The following is a 15,403-nucleotide window of genomic DNA, read 5'->3' as shown; positions in this document are numbered from 1 at the left end:
TGTTTCAGAAAAGTTTATATAAGCACATTCTTATTAGAAAGTTATTCTGGGCAAGTAATGATGCCAAGTTCTTATAAATAAGCTTTTATGAATAAATTTTCATCAATGTGTTTATCAATATGGTAATCGAGTCAATGACATCTCTCTTCTAACACCTCGACTAGCGAAGTAGCTTCTCTAAACAGCGGCGAATCCGCTGGGCTTCGCGTGCCAAGGTTTCCCCTGACAACATGCCTACGCCCATAACCAGCCCTACCCTCTGGTCTGTTTTAGCACATACGGGGCTAAGTGGACGCACAATCAAATGTTCTTTCATCAGTGCCTGGGCAAGCGCAACATCGTTCACGCCGGGTTCAAATTCGATGCACAAGCTTATTGCGCTACTGGGTGGTGATACGTGGCGCACCCTAGGCAGTGAACGTAGCTGATCATGTAGCACTTGCTGGCGACCCAAGTATTCCGGTTGGATACGACGACACCAAGTGTCTAAATCGCCGTCAAAAATAAACTGCGCCAGTACCGCTTGTTCAAGCATACGGCCTTCACGGAATAGCTCGCTGCGCAGACGGTTCATAGGGGCGGCCAAATGCCGTGGCACTACTAAGTAGCCAAGCCGTAAGCCTGGAAACATCATTTTGGAGAATGAACCCACCAATAAATGGCGTTCCGAATGTGGGTCAAACAGCAGATTAGTATGATCGTCGCGGGTGAATTCGTAGTCATCTTCCACCACATAGGTGGGCGATAACGCATCACAGAACTGCTGCTTATGAGCCGCGCGGGTGGGCACGCTGAGTGGGTAATGATGAGAGCCGGTCAAATAAGCGAGGGAAATGTTGCCAGCCACCTTCGGAAAAGCATGCCCCTTGTCAGGAAACCAGGGCACCATCTCAACCGTTAAGCCCGCAGCGGTAAACACATTGCGTGCCCCCCAGTAGCAGGGCGACTCCATCGCCACGGTGCCACCCACATCGGCCAATGCCATGGCGCACAGCTCAATGCCGTTATGGGTGCCGTCGGTGATGATGATCTGTTCCGTATCACAATGAATGTTGCGCCAATGCGCCAGAAATTCACGAATAGCGCGCTTAAGCGGCCCATAACCACCGGTGGAATAAGACAGCAACAAAGCATTTTGCGGCACCGTAACGCTGGCATAAAGTTGGCGCCACTTGCGCATAGGAAACTGGGCGATATCCGGTATGCCAGGTACAAAGGCACCGCTTTGCACCGTGCTCGCCCCTGGCCAGCGCAACACTTGTTGAGCGCGTGTTGAAAGTTGAACGGTGGTTGATGTGGGCGCAATAGACGCCTCTTTCTTACAGCTCCAAGTGCCCTTGCCATGAAACGTCGTCAACAGGCCTTCTTCGATAAGCGACGCAATGGCACGGGACAGCGTGTGCCGAGCAACGCCCAACGTTACTGCTAGCTGCCGGTGTGACGGCAGGCGAGTTTGGTTCGGCCACGCCTGGGTGACCGCCTGCCTCAAGGCTTGCTCTAACCGCACCTGTTTACTCAAGCGCTCAGGTTGCTGCGCATAGTGCTTTACGAGCTGTTGTAACACGTCCTGGCAAACCATCCGTATCCTCTTACCGTCACGATGCTCCCCGTTTAGTTAGTAAAACAGAAAAGTGGTCTGGTTGAACGAAAAAGTGGTGCATTCGCCTGCTGGCACATTACTGATAGTGTGCAGGACACGTTGTAAACCAGGAGAAGGTCATGAGCTTTATTGAACAGTGGTTGCACAATGCCGTCCCCGCCCTGGTGGGCGACGAGTGGCGCAAAGGCCAGCAGACCTTTGCGGTGGACAACCCCGCCACCGGCGAAACCATTGCCCACGTGGCAGATTTAAGCGCCGACGACACCCGCGACGCTGTGGCCGCTGCTTATGAAGCCGGTGCCGCGTGGCGCGCCACCCCGGTCAAACAGCGCTCGGCCCTTCTGCGCCGCTGGTTTGAGCTGATCAATGAGCACGCCGACGACCTGGCCCGCCTGATGACCCTAGAGCAGGGCAAGCCGCTGGCGGAAGCCAAAGGCGAAGTGATCTACGGCGCATCGTTCATCGAGTTCTTCGCCGAAGAAGCCAAGCGCATGGCGGGGGAAACCCTGCCCAGCCACGGCGCGGATAAGCGCCTGCTGGTACTGCGCGAGCCGGTGGGCGTGGTGGCGGCGATTACCCCGTGGAACTTCCCGCTGGCGATGATTACCCGCAAGTGCGCCCCGGCCCTGGCCGCTGGCTGCACCGTGGTGATTAAACCAGCTGAAGCCACGCCGCTCACCGCGCTGGCCGCTGCCTATTTGGCGCTGGAAGCGGGCCTGCCCGCAGGCACCATTAACGTGGTGACCGCATCAAAACCGGCAGCGGTAGGTGAAGTGCTCACCACCGATCCGCGCGTGCGCAAAGTGTCGTTTACCGGCTCCACCCCTGTTGGCAAACACCTGCTGGCCCAGTGTGCCAGCACGGTGAAGAAAACCGCCATGGAGCTGGGCGGCAACGCGCCGTTCATCGTGTTTGATGACGCCGATGTGGACGCTGCCGTGAACGGGGCCATTGTCTCCAAGTTCCGCAACGCCGGGCAAACCTGCGTATGCACCAACCGCTTCCTGGTGCAGGACGGCATTTACGATGCGTTCGTCGCCAAGCTCACCGAGCGTGTGAACGCACTGAAGGTAGGCGATGGCTTGGCCGACGGCAGCATCATCGGCCCGCTGATCAATCAGGCAGCGGTGGATAAAGTGCAGCGCCACGTCGACGACGCGGTGAACAAAGGCGCACGGCTGCTCTGCGGCGGCCAGCCCCACGCGGCGGGTGATCGCTTCTTTACCCCCACGGTGCTGGCGGATGTGACTACTCAAATGGCCGTGGCCGATGAAGAGACTTTCGGCCCGGTGGCCCCGGTGTTCCGCTTCAAGCAGGACGAAGAAGCCATCGCCATGGCCAACGACACCCCGTTTGGCCTAGCCGCCTACTTCTACGCCACGGATTACCGCCGCATCTGGCACACCATGGAGCAGTTGGAGTACGGCATGGTGGGCGTGAACGAAGGGCTGATCTCCACCGAGCTGGCGCCGTTTGGCGGCGTGAAAGAGTCCGGGCTGGGCCGCGAAGGCTCCCACCACGGGTTGGATGAATTTACTGAATTGAAATACGTCTGCGTTGGCGGCCTGTAAAGAGAACGATGATGACTAACCAAGAATTGAACGACCTGAAAAACCGCTTCGTGGCCAACGGTGCCGCCACGCCCACCACCCAGTTTGCCGAGCGCGCCGAAAACGCGGAGCTATGGGACGCCGACGGCAAACGCTGGATCGACTTCGCGGGCGGCATTGGCGTGCTCAACCTGGGCCACCGCCACCCGAAAATCGTCGCGGCGGTCGAAGCGCAGCTCAAGAAAGTCATGCACACCAGCGCGGCGGTCATTTCCTACGCGCCCTACGTGCAGCTGTGCCAAAAGCTCTGCGAACTCACCCCGGTGCGCGGCCCCGAGCGCAAAGCCATGCTGGTGAACACCGGTGCCGAAGCGCTGGAAAACGCCGTAAAGATCGCCCGCGCCGCCACTAGCCGCACCGGCATCATCACGTTTGACGGTGCCTTCCACGGCCGCACCATGATGACCCTGGCGATGACCGGCAAGGTGCTGCCCTACAAGAACGACTTCGGCCCCATGCCGGGCGACGTGTTCCGCGCACCGTTCCCCAACCCGCTGCACGGCATTAGCGAAGAAGCCTCGCTGAACGCCATTCGCACGCTGTTCAAAACCGATATCGCCCCGCACCGCACGGCGGCCATCGTGATCGAGCCGGTCCAGGGCGAAGGCGGCTTCTACATCGCCTCACCGGACTACCTGAAAGCCCTGCGCGCGCTGTGCGACGAGCACGGCATTCTACTGATCGCCGATGAAGTGCAGTCCGGCTTTGCCCGTACCGGCAAGCTGTTTGCCCTGGAACACAGCGGCATCGAAGCGGACATTCTCACCACCGCCAAGAGCCTCGCCAATGGCATGCCGCTCTCTGCGGTGGTCGGCACCGCCAAGGTCATGGACGCCTCCGGCCCCAACTCGCTGGGCGGCACCTACAGCGGCAACCCGCTTTCATGTGCGGCGGCCCTGGCGGTAATCGAAGCCATCGAAGAAGAGAACATCCTGGCCCGCAGCGAGCAGATGGGCAACATGCTGGCCGAACGCTTCGCCGTTTGGGAAGCGCGCTTCCCCGCCGTCGCCCACGGCCGCCAGCTCGGCGCCATGGCCGCGTTCGAACTGCTCAACGGTGAAGGCAAGCCCGACCCGCAGATGACCGGCGCGCTCTGCGCCAAAGCACGCGAGAAAGGCCTGATCCTGCTCTCCTGCGGCTTCTACGGCAACAGCATTCGGATTTTGGTGCCGCTGACGGTTTCTTCTGCGGTGTTGGAAGAAGGGTTGAGTATTATTGAGGAATCGTTGGAAGCGCTTAGCTAATAGCGTTTAGGTAGTAACAAGCCCGCCATCGTCAAATAGCGAAAGCTGTTGGCGATTGGCGGGTTTTTTTATAGGCGTTGAAACCTCAAAGCGGAGATAGTCAGTCGTCCTAAGAACCCTGTGCTAAGCTGGATTTGGTAGGGTGGATGAAAAAAATAGCAAGACAGGTAACCTCCTCACGTGGAGGTACTAGTAAATGCAGCAGAAGCGCGAGTTTTAGCTATGCAGTCTAAAAAATTGATGCATATAAAAATTAAAGGCTTGGAAGGTAGTGACAGGCTGCATTTTTAGTACAATCATATCTTCACTTTCCACTAATGATAAGGCACGCTATCTAATAATTTTTAGTTTTTAAAGGAGAGGGAGGTGTTCCAAAGTATTTTAGATGCTCGAATTCGAGATCTCTGGAACTTATACGAAGCTACTGGTGAATTGAAACATCCTGGAGAAAAAGGGTTGCTTCGTGAAATGTTTGTAAAACGAGTTTTAGAATCATTATTGCCGCCTCACTTTGGTGTGGGTACTGGGATTGTGGTAGATAAATGGCGTCGTCAGAGCCCTCAGGTTGATCTTATTATTTTCGATAGGAGGCGACTGCCACCAATACTAGAAGAAAATGGTCACGGTATTTATCCGATGGATGCCGTGTTAAGAGTTATAGAAGTTAAAAGCACTTTAGACAAGGACGGGTTAAAGCAGCTTGGAAGGCTATCCAATTCCTTGTCTCCTTCTAATCCAGATGGGCTTAAAATGGCCACGGAAGGCAATCTTGAAAATGGACGGTCTTATTACCCTTTTGCATCTCTATTTGCTTATAAGTCAACGCTATCAAATATTGTCGAAAGTAAAAAGGGGATTCCTGATCTGGTTGGGGCTACCTGTCCCGTATGTGTTATAACAAAAGGCGTCGATGCTGTGCCTAATGTAGGGATAGAACAGAATATGCGTTTATTCTTGACGATGTTGCTAGCTGCAATTGAAGCTTCGGCAAGCTCACGTAAAGAGTTCAGTATTTCAGAGTGGATGTTCGGCTAAAAGTTAACAATCGCAGGCACAGCGGTGGATTTTATGTTGCGGCTGTGCCTCCATTCCAAAGTTACGTATGCTGTGGGCGTTAGCTTTAAAACTATCATCGGAGTTTACCTTTGGCAGAAGAAGATAAATCTAGCATTCTTTCATATTGGAACATGGTTGAATTCGATAAAGATAAGCAAGTCAGCCAAGTTTCGGAGTTTCCTCTTTTTAGTGATTCTCATATCACAGGTGAAGTAAATGATGAAGTAGGGCCATATCAGTTTTTGAACCTCGTTCCTAGTTTGAATGAAGCTGGGGTTATAAATGAATCAATTATGTTGCGTGTGGCATGGTTTATTGATGGTCGAGGAACATATGAAGTTAAAACAGATTTTTCTAAATATCATGGTGGTTGGGCTACCGATGAGATAGCTGCCTTAGCATCATTGCGACTAGGTATTAGATTAAAGGCAGGTGAACAAACACGCCTTTTTGGTGGGTACAGTAGCGACCCATTAGGTACTCCTAGAACATCCTGTAAGAAAAGGCCTGAAATATTTTTCAAAGAGAGAGCGCCAATTCTTCCAGGAGTTGTGAAAACTGTAAGTATGAATTCTCTTAAGGATATCCAAGGTTTAAAGAAAGTCACCCCCTCTCAGTATGCTGCGTTAGTACGAGCTGCAAGGCAGTATCAGGATGCAATTTGGATTGCAGAAAGTGAGCCAGAGTTGGCATGGCTAATGTTGGTATCTGCAATAGAAACAGCCGCAAATGAGTGGTCAGCCCAGGACTTGTCCCCTATTGAAAAAATGAAGAAATCAAAGCCAGATTTATCTGATCTAATAGTTTCGAGGGGTGGTGAAGAATTATTGGAGGTGATAGCTAAGGATTTCGCTCCTACCCTAGGGGCGACTAATAAATTTATTAAGTTTTGTTTAGGTTTTTTTCCGGATCCACCAGCGATTAGACCCTGTGAGCATGCTCGGGTTAAGTGGAGTAAAACAGGTTTTAAATCAATTATTAATGTGGTTTATAAATATCGCTCTATAGCTCTGCATGCAGGTATTCCTTTTCCTGCACCACTTTGCAGTCCACCTGAAAAAACTAGTGCTGCGGAAGGGTTATCTGAAAAAGGTTGCTTGTTTCTGGCAGTTCATACTCTGGGGGCGAGTTGGAAGTCAGATGATTTGCCAATATCAATGAATACATTCAGCTACTTTGTCAATGGTGTTCTCAACAACTGGTGGAATAAGATAGTCCAAGAAGGAAGCCAATAAGTCCATCGAAGTGCCGCACTCTGCGTCATTAATAACAAGAATATCAGTGCTAGCGAAAACTAAAGGTAGCATTCTAACCGAGTATATGCTGTGCAGTGATTTTCCCGACACTGCATGTCTCCAGTCGAATACATTAGTAAGCCCAAGCCAAGCATAATCACTATCCATCCTCCAACCCGCCCTCATCAAACAGCAAAAGCTGCTGCTGATCAGCGGCCTTCGCTTTTTTAGCCCGCCGAGCAGGCGGTCGCCGCTGACTCGCTAGCTTCTCCACAATCGCTTTGCTGGCATCTCTAGCCTCCGGCGTGCGGCGAAGTTCATACAGCAGCTTCTTCCAGTGGCGCGCTTCGGCTTCAAAATCGTTCGGAATGGGGTAATCGACGCCCGGTTGAAAGCCGAAGCGTTTTTGCAGGCTTTCCGGCAGCGCCCACGGCTTGGCGCCCCATTCCTGAGGCAGGGGCGAAAGCTCGGGCACCCAGCGGGCGATGAACTCGCCGGTGGGGTCGTTATCCTCTGCTTGCTTGATCGGGTTGTAGACCCGCAGGGCGTTGGTGCCGGTGGCGCCTGCTTGCATCTGCACCTGGGGGTAGTGAATGCCGGGCTCGAAGTCGGTAAAGAGCCGCGCTAGGTGCAGCGCTGGTTCCCGCCAATGCAGCCCCAGGCCAAAGGTGGCGTGGGAGAGCAGCATGGCGCGCATGCGAAAGTTGATCCAGCCGGTGGTGGTCAGGCTGCGCATGCAGGCATCTACCAGCGGCACGCCGGTTTGGCCGCGCTTCCAGGCGATCAGGTTAGGGTGTTCCGGGCCGCGCTCCCGCAGGCCGCGCAGCGCCGGGTGCAGCGTTTGATGCTCGATGCTGGGTTCGCTCTCCAACTTCTGAATAAAGTGGCAGTGCCAGTAGAGCCGCGAGGTAAAGGCGCGCAGCGAGCGGGCCCATGCGGTGTCGTCGGCGTGCTTTTGCCGCTGGCGGCGCAGGGATTGCACCACTTCCCGCATGGAGAGCGTGCCCCAGGCCAAGTGCGGGGAGAGCCGCGAACCAAACTCCCAGGCCAGTAACGGTTTAGAAAGCGAGCCGCGATAGCGCCGCCCGCGCTGAGTAATAAAGCTCAGCCATAGCGCGCGGCCTTCGCTGCGCCCGCCCCGCTGGCGTTGGGGGCAGGGCGTGGTATCGAACCCCAGGGGAAGCGAGGGCAATTGCGTTACGTCTACGTGATGAAACGCTTCCCAACCGGTGGCTGCCACCGCTGTTGGCGGTGCAGGGTAGGTGGGGGCGGCCATCAGCGTTTCCCAGTGGCTTTCCCAGCGGGATTGATGCCCCGTGCGGCTGCTCAGCCCGCGAATCACGCCCTGCTGGCGGGCTTCCTGCCAGGGCACGTGGTGGGCGTGGCACCACGCTTGAACGCGCTGGTCGCGTTCAAAACTCCAGGCGTTACCGGTCTCTTGGTGGGAGTGCAGCACCAGTTCGCCGTAGTGGGCTTTGAGCGCGGCTAGGCACTCCACCAACTCGCCCTGCCACAGGCAGAGCGGCAGGCCGAGTGTGTTTAGCGCTTGGGCAAGATCGACTAGCGAATCGGCGGCAAACTGCCAGTGGCGCAGGGCGCTGTCGGGTGCTTGCCACTGCCCAGGCTCGATGGCAAATAGCGGCAGCACAGGGCCCGCCGCTGCGGCGTTGGCCAGCGGTGCGTGATCGTGAATGCGTAAATCGCGTTTGAACCAAACGACCTGAAGGGGTGCCTGAGCCATTAGCCGTAACGCCTGTTCGTCACTTATCTATTCGTGATGCAGTGATGACGTTACCATCAAGCGATTGTTTGCGTAACCAACTGAGTCACACCCGCTCACAGGAGAACCACTATGTATATCGCCATGAACCGCTTTCGGATTGCCCCAGGCCGCGAAGAGGATTTTCTAGAGGTATGGCGCAACCGCGATTCCCACTTGGATGAGGTGCCCGGCTTCAAGCAATTCCAAATGCTGCAGGGCGAAAGCCAGGAAGACCACACCGTGTTTATCTCCCACAGCGTATGGGAATCCGAAGAGGCCTTCCGCGCCTGGACGAAGTCAGACGCTTTCCGCAAGGCCCACGCCAATGCCAAAGCGCCGGAGGGTATCTACTTAGGGCCGCCTAAATTTGAAGGCTATGAGGTAGCGCTTACATAGTCCGGACACAGGCGGATCGTTTTATCGCCCAGTCAGAAAAAGGCCAAGCCAACAGAAAGCAGCACGCTATAGAGCAGCGTTGAAACGGCTGTTTTCTTCAGCATGTTGGTCAGAATTTTGCCATCTCGGGTATGGCGTAACATTCTGGCCGCATCAGTGAGCGGCTTGGCCACCAGTAGGCAGCTCCACCCCATCAGTGGCACTGGCTGCGCCACTAGGTAGATCAAGGTGAGCAGTAGCGCTAACCCGAGCAACGCCCAGTGATACAAAATCGCGCCTTCGCGGCCTAGCCGCACCGCTAGAGTGATCTTGTCGCAGCGTGCATCGCTTTCAATATCGCGCACGTTGTTCACGTTGAGAACGGCAGTTGCCAGCAGCCCGCACGTAGCGGCTGGAAGAAAGGGCAGCCAGTTTAGCGTGTGGGTATGCAGGTAGTAGGTGCCTAATACCCCGAGCAGCCCGAAAAACATAAACACCGAAATATCGCCAAACCCTCGGTAGCCATAAGGGGCGCCCCCTAGCCCAACGGTATAGGTCACCGCGGCCAATAGGGCGGCAGCGCCTAGCAATATGAAGGTGAGAATCTGCCCCCACTGATTCCCAAAAGCGGCGACCAGTAACAGTAGCCCCAATAATGCGGCTACGATTGCCGCGAAGACCATGCCGCCGCGCATTGCTTTTGGAGTCAGTAAGCCAGAAGAGACAGCCCTTACCGGGCCGCTGCGTTTCTCGTCGTCAGCCCCTGAGGCGGCATCGCCATAGTCGTTGGCTAAATTAGACAGCACCTGAAGAGTGATTGCGGTTAGTAACGCAAGCACCAGCACAGTGGGGTTAAACGCCTGTGAGTGCGCTGCAAGCCCACTGCCCAGCAGAATAGATGCACACGCCAGTGGTAGCGTTCTCGGGCGTGCGGCTAATACCCAGGCGTGGTGCGTGCTGTGCTTAGCGATTTGATCCATTACGTCGATATTCCTATGGGCTTTCGTATGAACTGTTTTATGAACTGTTTTATGAACTACGTCTGTTTAAAAGGCGGTGAGTGGGGCAGTTAACGACCGGTTAGGTAAGTAGCAGCAGCCAGGGTAGGCCTATGACTAACCAAGCCACTAAGAAGATTAGCCCGAAAATTGCCCCAAGACGCCAGAAGAGCGCACTAGGCAAGTAGCCGCTGCCGTAGTAAACCGGGCTTGGGCCTGTGCCGTAGGGCGTGAGAATGCCCATAAAGCCAAGGGTGGGCAGCAGCAGTAGCACAAACAGCTGCATATCCAGGCCAGCGATGCCTGACGCCGCTGCCAAAATAACCGGTAATAGGGCCGTTACGTGAGCCGTAATACTCGCAAAGAAGTAGTGCAACGCGTAAAACAGCACCACCAGCGCCACCATGGCGACCATCGGGTTAAAGTGACTTACCTGCCCGCCGACCACATTCCCAAACCAGCTCACAAAGCCCACTTGGCTTAGCCCGCCTGCTAGCGCCACCAAGGTGGCAAACCACACAAAGGTATTCCAGGCGGCATTGTTATTAAGAATATCATCCCAGGTGACGATGCCGGTTAGCAGCATGCCGCAGATCACCACTAACCCCACTAGTGACGCAGAGATAATGCCGCCGCCAAAAATCCACAGCAGCAGAGCAGCAACCACCATCACGACCAGCACTATCTCTTTACGGGTAAGCGCGCCTAATTGCTTTAGCTCATCTCTGGCCCAGTCTGAAATTTCATGGCCCGCTTTTACCTCAGGGGCGCATAGCCAGTAGCAGAGCAGCGGCACTAATAACAGCAGCAAAATGCCGACCGGGGCAATCGCCATAAACCACTGCCCCCAATTAATTTGGATGCCGGTCGTGCTTTCGGTTAAGGCAACGGCTAATAAATTGGGGGCCATCGCGGTTAGAAATAGCGAGCTGGTAACGCAGGTAGAGGCCAGCGCTGTCCACATTAAAAAGCTACCCATACGTTTCATGCTCGGGTCGTTGGGGTGCGAATCATAAAGCGGTGGCAGGTTGCGAATCACCGGATAAATGGTGCCCGCACTGCGCGCCGTGTTGGAGGGCGTAAAGGGGGCAAGAATGGTATCCGAGATCATTACCGCGTAGCCAAGCGTCAGCGTGCGCTTACCCATAGCGTTGACCAACCAGAGAGAAATACGCCTGCCAAGGCCGGTTTTTTCGTACCCCAAGGCAAACATAAAGGCACCGAAAATCAGCCAGACGGTGGAGTTAGTAAAGCCCGATACCGCCCAGGAAAACGCTTGGTTAGCAGGGTTGAAGCCGTCAGCGGCCAGCTGCTCTGGAGAGAACAGTACCCAGCGCGAGAGCAGCGCAATGAGGGTAACGCCTATTAGCCCAATGACCGCACCGGGCAAGGGTTCAAGAATCAAGCCCACCACACAGCCAAGAAAGATAGCGAAGAAGTACCACGCATGGGGCGCGACTCCATCAGGCGTGGGTATTAACGCAACAATAATGGCGATAATAAGCGGAGCGAATAGCTTCCACCGAGGCGTGGAGGGAGTAACACTGTTCATGCTGCCTCTCTTGTCTATTTTCTGGGAAACCTCTGATTAACTATTGCGCTCGACCATACGGCGTTAAAAAATCGCCTCAAAATGCTCATTTACGACCCGTAAACTCCGCTTTTTCGTTGATTTTTGCCTTGTCTGGCCTTCGCTCATTACGTTAATCAGAGGCTCCCTAGATATTTTTTGATAGGAAAACCAAGCCAAAACATCACTGTTACGTAGCTCATTAGGAATTGCTAAAAAAATTGCCTTATTAGTTAAGTTATCTAGCTCAAATGCTTAGTGTTGTTAGTGATTAGTTTTTCAGTGCTTTCATAAAAAGCATTAAAAACAGGTTTTTAAATCTTAATTTTAGGATTTTTTTAGCATTCGATATTAACAGTTAACTATTTCTAGAGTAGATGCTGTGTCACTAAGGTAAAGTGATATAAAACTTATTTCTGCCTTTGTTGATATATGTCAATAGCCCTTTAGAGTTATGCCAAGGGCAACGTGTGGGTATGGTAAATTTAAGTAAAGAAGACATTGCCCAAGTGCGTCACTCTTAATGTGGTGTTGCTTGGCTAACGAAAGGAAATGTTATGCAGCAGCGAGATTTCGATATCGTTATTGTGGGAGGGGGAGGAGCGGGTTTGCGCGCGGCCATTGGTGCGGCTGAGCAGGCCAAAGCCCAGGGCACTCCACAGCGTATTGCGCTGCTGTCTAAAGTTTACCCAATGCGCTCGCACACCGTGGCCGCAGAAGGCGGTGCTGCTGCGGTTACCAGTGCGGAGGATTCACACCAAGCTCACTTTGATGACACCGTATCTGGTGGTGACTGGCTGGTGGAGCAGGGCGTCGCCGACTACTTTGTTCATCACGCTTACCAAGAGCTGGTGCAGATGGAGCGCTGGGGCTGCCCCTGGAGTCGTAAAGACGATGGCCAAGTACAGGTGCGCCGTTTTGGTGGTATGAAAACCGCCCGCACTTGGTTTGCTGCCGACAAAACCGGCTTCCATATGCTCCACACTCTGTTTCAGACCTCGCTGAAATACCCTGAAATCGAGCGTTTCGATGAGTTCTTTGTGCTTGATCTGGCGGTACACGAAGGCGCGGTGATTGGCGTGATTGCCCTACAGATTGCCACCGGCGAACTGACCCTGCTACGCGCTAAAGCCGTGGTGTTGGCTACCGGCGGTGCTGGGCGCTTGTTCCGCTTCAATACCAACGCGGGCATTGTCACCGGTGACGGTATGGCCATGGCCTACCGTCATGGCGTGGCGCTGCGGGATATGGAGTTTGTGCAATACCACCCCACCGGCTTGCCGGGTTCTGGCATTTTGATTACCGAAGCGTGCCGTGGCGAAGGGGGGATTTTGCTCAATAAAGAGGGCTATCGTTACCTGCAGGATTACGGCCTTGGCCCAGAAACCCCGCTGGGCAAGCCGGAAAACAAATACATGGAGCTGGGGCCACGGGATAAGCTTTCCCAGGCATTTTGGCAGGAGCAGCAGGCAGGACGCACCGGCAAGTTTGGCGACAGCGATGTGGTTTATCTCGACCTGCGCCACCTAGGTGAAAAAACCATTCTGGAGCGCCTGCCGTTTATCTGCGAACTGGCGAAAGCCTATATCAATGTCGACCCAGTCAAAGAGCCAATCCCCATTCGCCCGGCGGTGCACTACACCATGGGGGGGATTGAGACCAATCCTCAGTGCGAAACCTCTATTGCTGGGCTCTATGCGGCTGGGGAGTGCGCTTCAGTCGGTTTGCACGGTGCTAATCGCTTAGGCTCCAATTCACTCACCGAGCTATTGGTGTTTGGCCGCTTGGCCGGAGAACGCGCCAGCCAGCGGGCAGCACAAACCGAATGGGCCGATATGCCTCTGCTGGAAGCTCAGGGTAACCGTCAAAAAGCCAAGCTGCGGCGGCTCTGTGACGGAACTGGAAGCGGTGAAAACTGGGTAGAACTCAAGCACGCCATGGTGCAGGCCATGGAGAGCGGCTGCGGCATTTACCGCACCGAAGAGGGCATGCGCCATTCGCTGGAGACCATGCGCCAGCTAAGGGCGCGCTTTACTAAGGTGCGCGTTAACGATACCAGCAAGATCTTCAATACCGAGTTGCTTGAGTGTCTTGAACTAGAGTGTGGCCTGGATATTGCCGAAGCCTCTTGTTTAGGCGCGCTGGAGCGCCGTGAATCCCGCGGCGCCCATCAGCGCCTGGATGAAGGCATGCAAAAACGCGACGACGTTAACTACCTCAAGCATAGCCAAGTGTTCTACCAAGGCGAAGCGAATGCCGAGCTGCGCTGGCAGGATGTGGATGTACGGTTTTCCGCCCCGGCTGAGCGGGCCTATGGCGATGCGGGCAAAGGGGCAAAAGCATGAACACCGAGCAGACCAGCACCAAGCGTGTTAGCACTAATAACATTCGCACCAAGCAGGTCAGTGTCAAACGTTACCTGCCCGACAGCTCGGCTGAACCCTATTGGCAGCAGTACGAGATGCCGGTGGACGACAGCACCTCGCTGCTGGATGCCCTTAACCATATTAAAGAGCAGCTTGATAGCACGCTGAGCTATCGCTGGTCCTGCCGAATGGCGATTTGCGGCTCTTGCGGGGTGATGGTTAACGGCATTCCCAAGCTCGGTTGTAAAACTTTCCTACGCGATTATGAAGGTGAAATACGCATCGAGCCGTTAGCCCACTTCCCCGTGCAGCGGGATCTAGTGGTGGACATGGAGATTTTCCTTGAGCACTTGGAGGCGGTTAAGCCCTATTTAATTGATGACAACCCAGTAAAACCTTACGACCCAAAGGCGCCGGAAACCTATCGACAGTCACCCGAGCAGCTCGCCCGCTACAAGCAGTTTGCCAACTGTATTAACTGCGGCCTTTGTTACTCGGCTTGCCCACAGTTTGGGCTGAACCAAGAGTTTCTCGGCCCGGCAGCGCTAACCTTGGCCCACCGTTACAACCTGGACAGCCGCGACCACGGCAAGAAGCAGCGCATGGCACAGCTTAACCGTCACGAAGGGGTATGGAGCTGCACCTTTGTCGGCTTCTGTTCCCAGGTATGCCCAAAAAACGTTGACCCGGCCGCTGCGGTCAATCAGGGCAAGGTGGAAGCGGCTAAGCACACGCTTATTGCGCTGTTTAAAGGCTAGGGGAAGGAGAGAGAGTATGGATAAGTCATCATCGCAACGCTTGCCGCCGCTGAAACGTAACTGGTGGCTCAAGCACCGTTTTTTTAAGCTCTACATGCTGCGCGAAGCCACGGTACTGCCGCTGGTGTTTTTCACGCTCTGTTTACTGGCCGGTATAGTCGCCCTGCTACAGGGGGCGGAAAGCTGGCAGGGGTGGATCGCCTTTATGGGCTCCCCCATTGTGCTGCTGCTAAACCTTGTTGCGCTGGTGGCTAGCCTGTTTCACGCCGCCACCTTTTTTGTGCTGTTTCCGCGGGTAATGCCGCTACGCATCGCGGGGCGAAGCCTGCCTGATCAAGCCATTGTCGCGGCACAGTGGGCCGGGGTCGTGGCAGTGGTGCTGCTGTTTATCTGGCTATTAGGGAGTGCATAAGATGAGCAAGCCAAGCATGGATAGACCCAGCATGAACAAACAGGGTACACCGCATAAACAAGCCTTTGATGAGCCGCTCTGGTGGGGGCTGTTTAGCGCAGGCGGCGTCTGCTTTGCGGTTATTCTGCCTGCCGTGATTTTATTTATTGCCGTATTACTACCTCTTGGTTTGCTGCCTCCCGAGGCGCTGAGCTACGAACGGGCATCCGCACTGCTGTTCAGTGTGCCGGGCGTTCTGTTTGTTGGGGCGGTCGTCTGCTTGCCGCTGTTTCATGCTGCCCACCGCCTGCGCCATGGTTTGTTCGACATCAGCGTGGGCAATGACGCGCTTAACAAAAAGCTGATGTACGGGAGTGCCGCGCTGCTGAGTATTGTCGCGCTAGGGATGGTAATAGTAGGGATGTTGGGTTGAAGAGC

The 15,403-nt window shown here is 54.6% G+C and carries 13 protein-coding genes; 9 read left to right on the top strand and 4 right to left on the bottom strand.

The annotated features are described in order from the left end of the window. Nucleotides 1-160 precede the first annotated feature (160 nt). Nucleotides 161-1,579, bottom strand: a complete 1,419-nt coding sequence (locus P8S54_RS09110; protein ID WP_281441476.1) for a PLP-dependent aminotransferase family protein — start codon at nucleotides 1,577-1,579, stop codon at nucleotides 161-163. 140 nt (nucleotides 1,580-1,719) lie between these two features. Between P8S54_RS09110 and P8S54_RS09105 the strand changes: the two genes are divergently transcribed. The 4 genes from P8S54_RS09105 to P8S54_RS09090 all read left to right on the top strand — a co-directional run bounded on the left by P8S54_RS09105 (nucleotide 1,720) and on the right by P8S54_RS09090 (nucleotide 6,745). Continuing rightward, complete coding sequence (locus P8S54_RS09105; RefSeq protein WP_281441475.1) at nucleotides 1,720-3,171, top strand: NAD-dependent succinate-semialdehyde dehydrogenase; 1,452 nt, start codon at nucleotides 1,720-1,722, stop codon at nucleotides 3,169-3,171. A gap of 11 nt (nucleotides 3,172-3,182) precedes the next feature. Further along, complete coding sequence (gene gabT / locus P8S54_RS09100) at nucleotides 3,183-4,454, top strand: 4-aminobutyrate--2-oxoglutarate transaminase (RefSeq protein ID WP_281441474.1); 1,272 nt, start codon at nucleotides 3,183-3,185, stop codon at nucleotides 4,452-4,454. A 366-nt stretch (nucleotides 4,455-4,820) separates the two neighbouring features. Next, on the top strand, nucleotides 4,821-5,489 hold the full coding sequence (locus P8S54_RS09095; protein ID WP_281441473.1) for a DUF6602 domain-containing protein: 669 nt from the start codon (nucleotides 4,821-4,823) through the stop codon (nucleotides 5,487-5,489). A 110-nt stretch (nucleotides 5,490-5,599) separates the two neighbouring features. Next, nucleotides 5,600-6,745: a hypothetical protein gene (locus tag P8S54_RS09090; RefSeq protein WP_281441472.1), complete on the top strand. Its 1,146-nt coding sequence runs from the start codon at nucleotides 5,600-5,602 to the stop codon at nucleotides 6,743-6,745. Between the two features lie 160 nt (nucleotides 6,746-6,905). Here P8S54_RS09090 and P8S54_RS09085 read toward each other — a convergent pair whose 3' ends face one another. Further along, the gene (locus tag P8S54_RS09085) at nucleotides 6,906-8,486 is read right to left on the bottom strand and encodes an FAD-binding domain-containing protein (protein WP_281441471.1); all 1,581 of its coding nucleotides are present in this window, start codon (nucleotides 8,484-8,486) and stop codon (nucleotides 6,906-6,908) included. Between the two features lie 111 nt (nucleotides 8,487-8,597). On the opposite strand from P8S54_RS09085, the gene P8S54_RS09080 reads away from it, so the two are divergent. Continuing rightward, entirely contained in the window at nucleotides 8,598-8,903 is a 306-nt protein-coding gene (locus tag P8S54_RS09080) for an antibiotic biosynthesis monooxygenase (RefSeq protein WP_009102062.1), read from the top strand. Between the two features lie 32 nt (nucleotides 8,904-8,935). Here the strand turns inward: P8S54_RS09080 and P8S54_RS09075 are convergent, their stop codons facing one another. Together P8S54_RS09075 and P8S54_RS09070 are read right to left on the bottom strand one after the other, a co-directional pair. Then, on the bottom strand, nucleotides 8,936-9,862 hold the full coding sequence (locus P8S54_RS09075) for a 1,4-dihydroxy-2-naphthoate polyprenyltransferase (protein ID WP_281441470.1): 927 nt from the start codon (nucleotides 9,860-9,862) through the stop codon (nucleotides 8,936-8,938). Between the two features lie 100 nt (nucleotides 9,863-9,962). Then, the gene (locus P8S54_RS09070; protein ID WP_281441469.1) at nucleotides 9,963-11,432 is read right to left on the bottom strand and encodes an anion permease; all 1,470 of its coding nucleotides are present in this window, start codon (nucleotides 11,430-11,432) and stop codon (nucleotides 9,963-9,965) included. Nucleotides 11,433-12,007: 575 nt separating this feature from the next. Between P8S54_RS09070 and frdA the strand changes: the two genes are divergently transcribed. From frdA to frdD, 4 genes are read left to right on the top strand one after another with little or no spacing between them, the layout of a single operon-like run. Next, on the top strand, nucleotides 12,008-13,795 hold the full coding sequence (frdA, locus tag P8S54_RS09065) for a fumarate reductase (quinol) flavoprotein subunit (protein WP_281441468.1): 1,788 nt from the start codon (nucleotides 12,008-12,010) through the stop codon (nucleotides 13,793-13,795). Continuing rightward, nucleotides 13,792-14,574 (top strand): succinate dehydrogenase/fumarate reductase iron-sulfur subunit, encoded by a 783-nt coding sequence (locus P8S54_RS09060; protein ID WP_281441467.1) that lies wholly within the window; start codon nucleotides 13,792-13,794, stop codon nucleotides 14,572-14,574. Before frdA ends, P8S54_RS09060 begins: the two co-directional genes overlap by 4 nt. 16 nt (nucleotides 14,575-14,590) lie before the next feature. After that, entirely contained in the window at nucleotides 14,591-14,986 is a 396-nt protein-coding gene (locus P8S54_RS09055; protein WP_281441466.1) for a fumarate reductase subunit C, read from the top strand. 1 nt (nucleotide 14,987) lies between these two features. After that, nucleotides 14,988-15,398 carry a fumarate reductase subunit FrdD gene (gene frdD, locus P8S54_RS09050; protein WP_281441465.1) on the top strand — a complete coding sequence of 137 codons (411 nt, stop codon included), beginning with the start codon at nucleotides 14,988-14,990 and terminating at the stop codon, nucleotides 15,396-15,398. Nucleotides 15,399-15,403: the final 5 nt, after the last annotated feature.

It is taken from the genome of Halomonas sp. M1, assembly GCF_029581375.1.
Taxonomy (GTDB): Bacteria; Pseudomonadota; Gammaproteobacteria; order Pseudomonadales; family Halomonadaceae; genus Vreelandella.
Note: the sequence above shows the minus strand (reverse complement) of the source record. Positions and strands in the feature narration are given on the sequence as shown.

Coding starts and splice junctions, on each gene's coding strand:
- P8S54_RS09110 (WP_281441476.1), bottom strand. CDS start 1,579: ATGGTTTGCCAGGACGTGTTACAACAGCTCGTAAAGCACTATGCGCAG.
- P8S54_RS09105 (WP_281441475.1), top strand. CDS start 1,720: ATGAGCTTTATTGAACAGTGGTTGCACAATGCCGTCCCCGCCCTGGTG.
- gabT (WP_281441474.1), top strand. CDS start 3,183: ATGACTAACCAAGAATTGAACGACCTGAAAAACCGCTTCGTGGCCAAC.
- P8S54_RS09085 (WP_281441471.1), bottom strand. CDS start 8,486: ATGGCTCAGGCACCCCTTCAGGTCGTTTGGTTCAAACGCGATTTACGC.
- P8S54_RS09080 (WP_009102062.1), top strand. CDS start 8,598: ATGTATATCGCCATGAACCGCTTTCGGATTGCCCCAGGCCGCGAAGAG.
- P8S54_RS09075 (WP_281441470.1), bottom strand. CDS start 9,862: ATGGATCAAATCGCTAAGCACAGCACGCACCACGCCTGGGTATTAGCC.
- P8S54_RS09070 (WP_281441469.1), bottom strand. CDS start 11,432: ATGAACAGTGTTACTCCCTCCACGCCTCGGTGGAAGCTATTCGCTCCG.
- frdA (WP_281441468.1), top strand. CDS start 12,008: ATGCAGCAGCGAGATTTCGATATCGTTATTGTGGGAGGGGGAGGAGCG.
- P8S54_RS09060 (WP_281441467.1), top strand. CDS start 13,792: ATGAACACCGAGCAGACCAGCACCAAGCGTGTTAGCACTAATAACATT.
- P8S54_RS09055 (WP_281441466.1), top strand. CDS start 14,591: ATGGATAAGTCATCATCGCAACGCTTGCCGCCGCTGAAACGTAACTGG.
- frdD (WP_281441465.1), top strand. CDS start 14,988: ATGAGCAAGCCAAGCATGGATAGACCCAGCATGAACAAACAGGGTACA.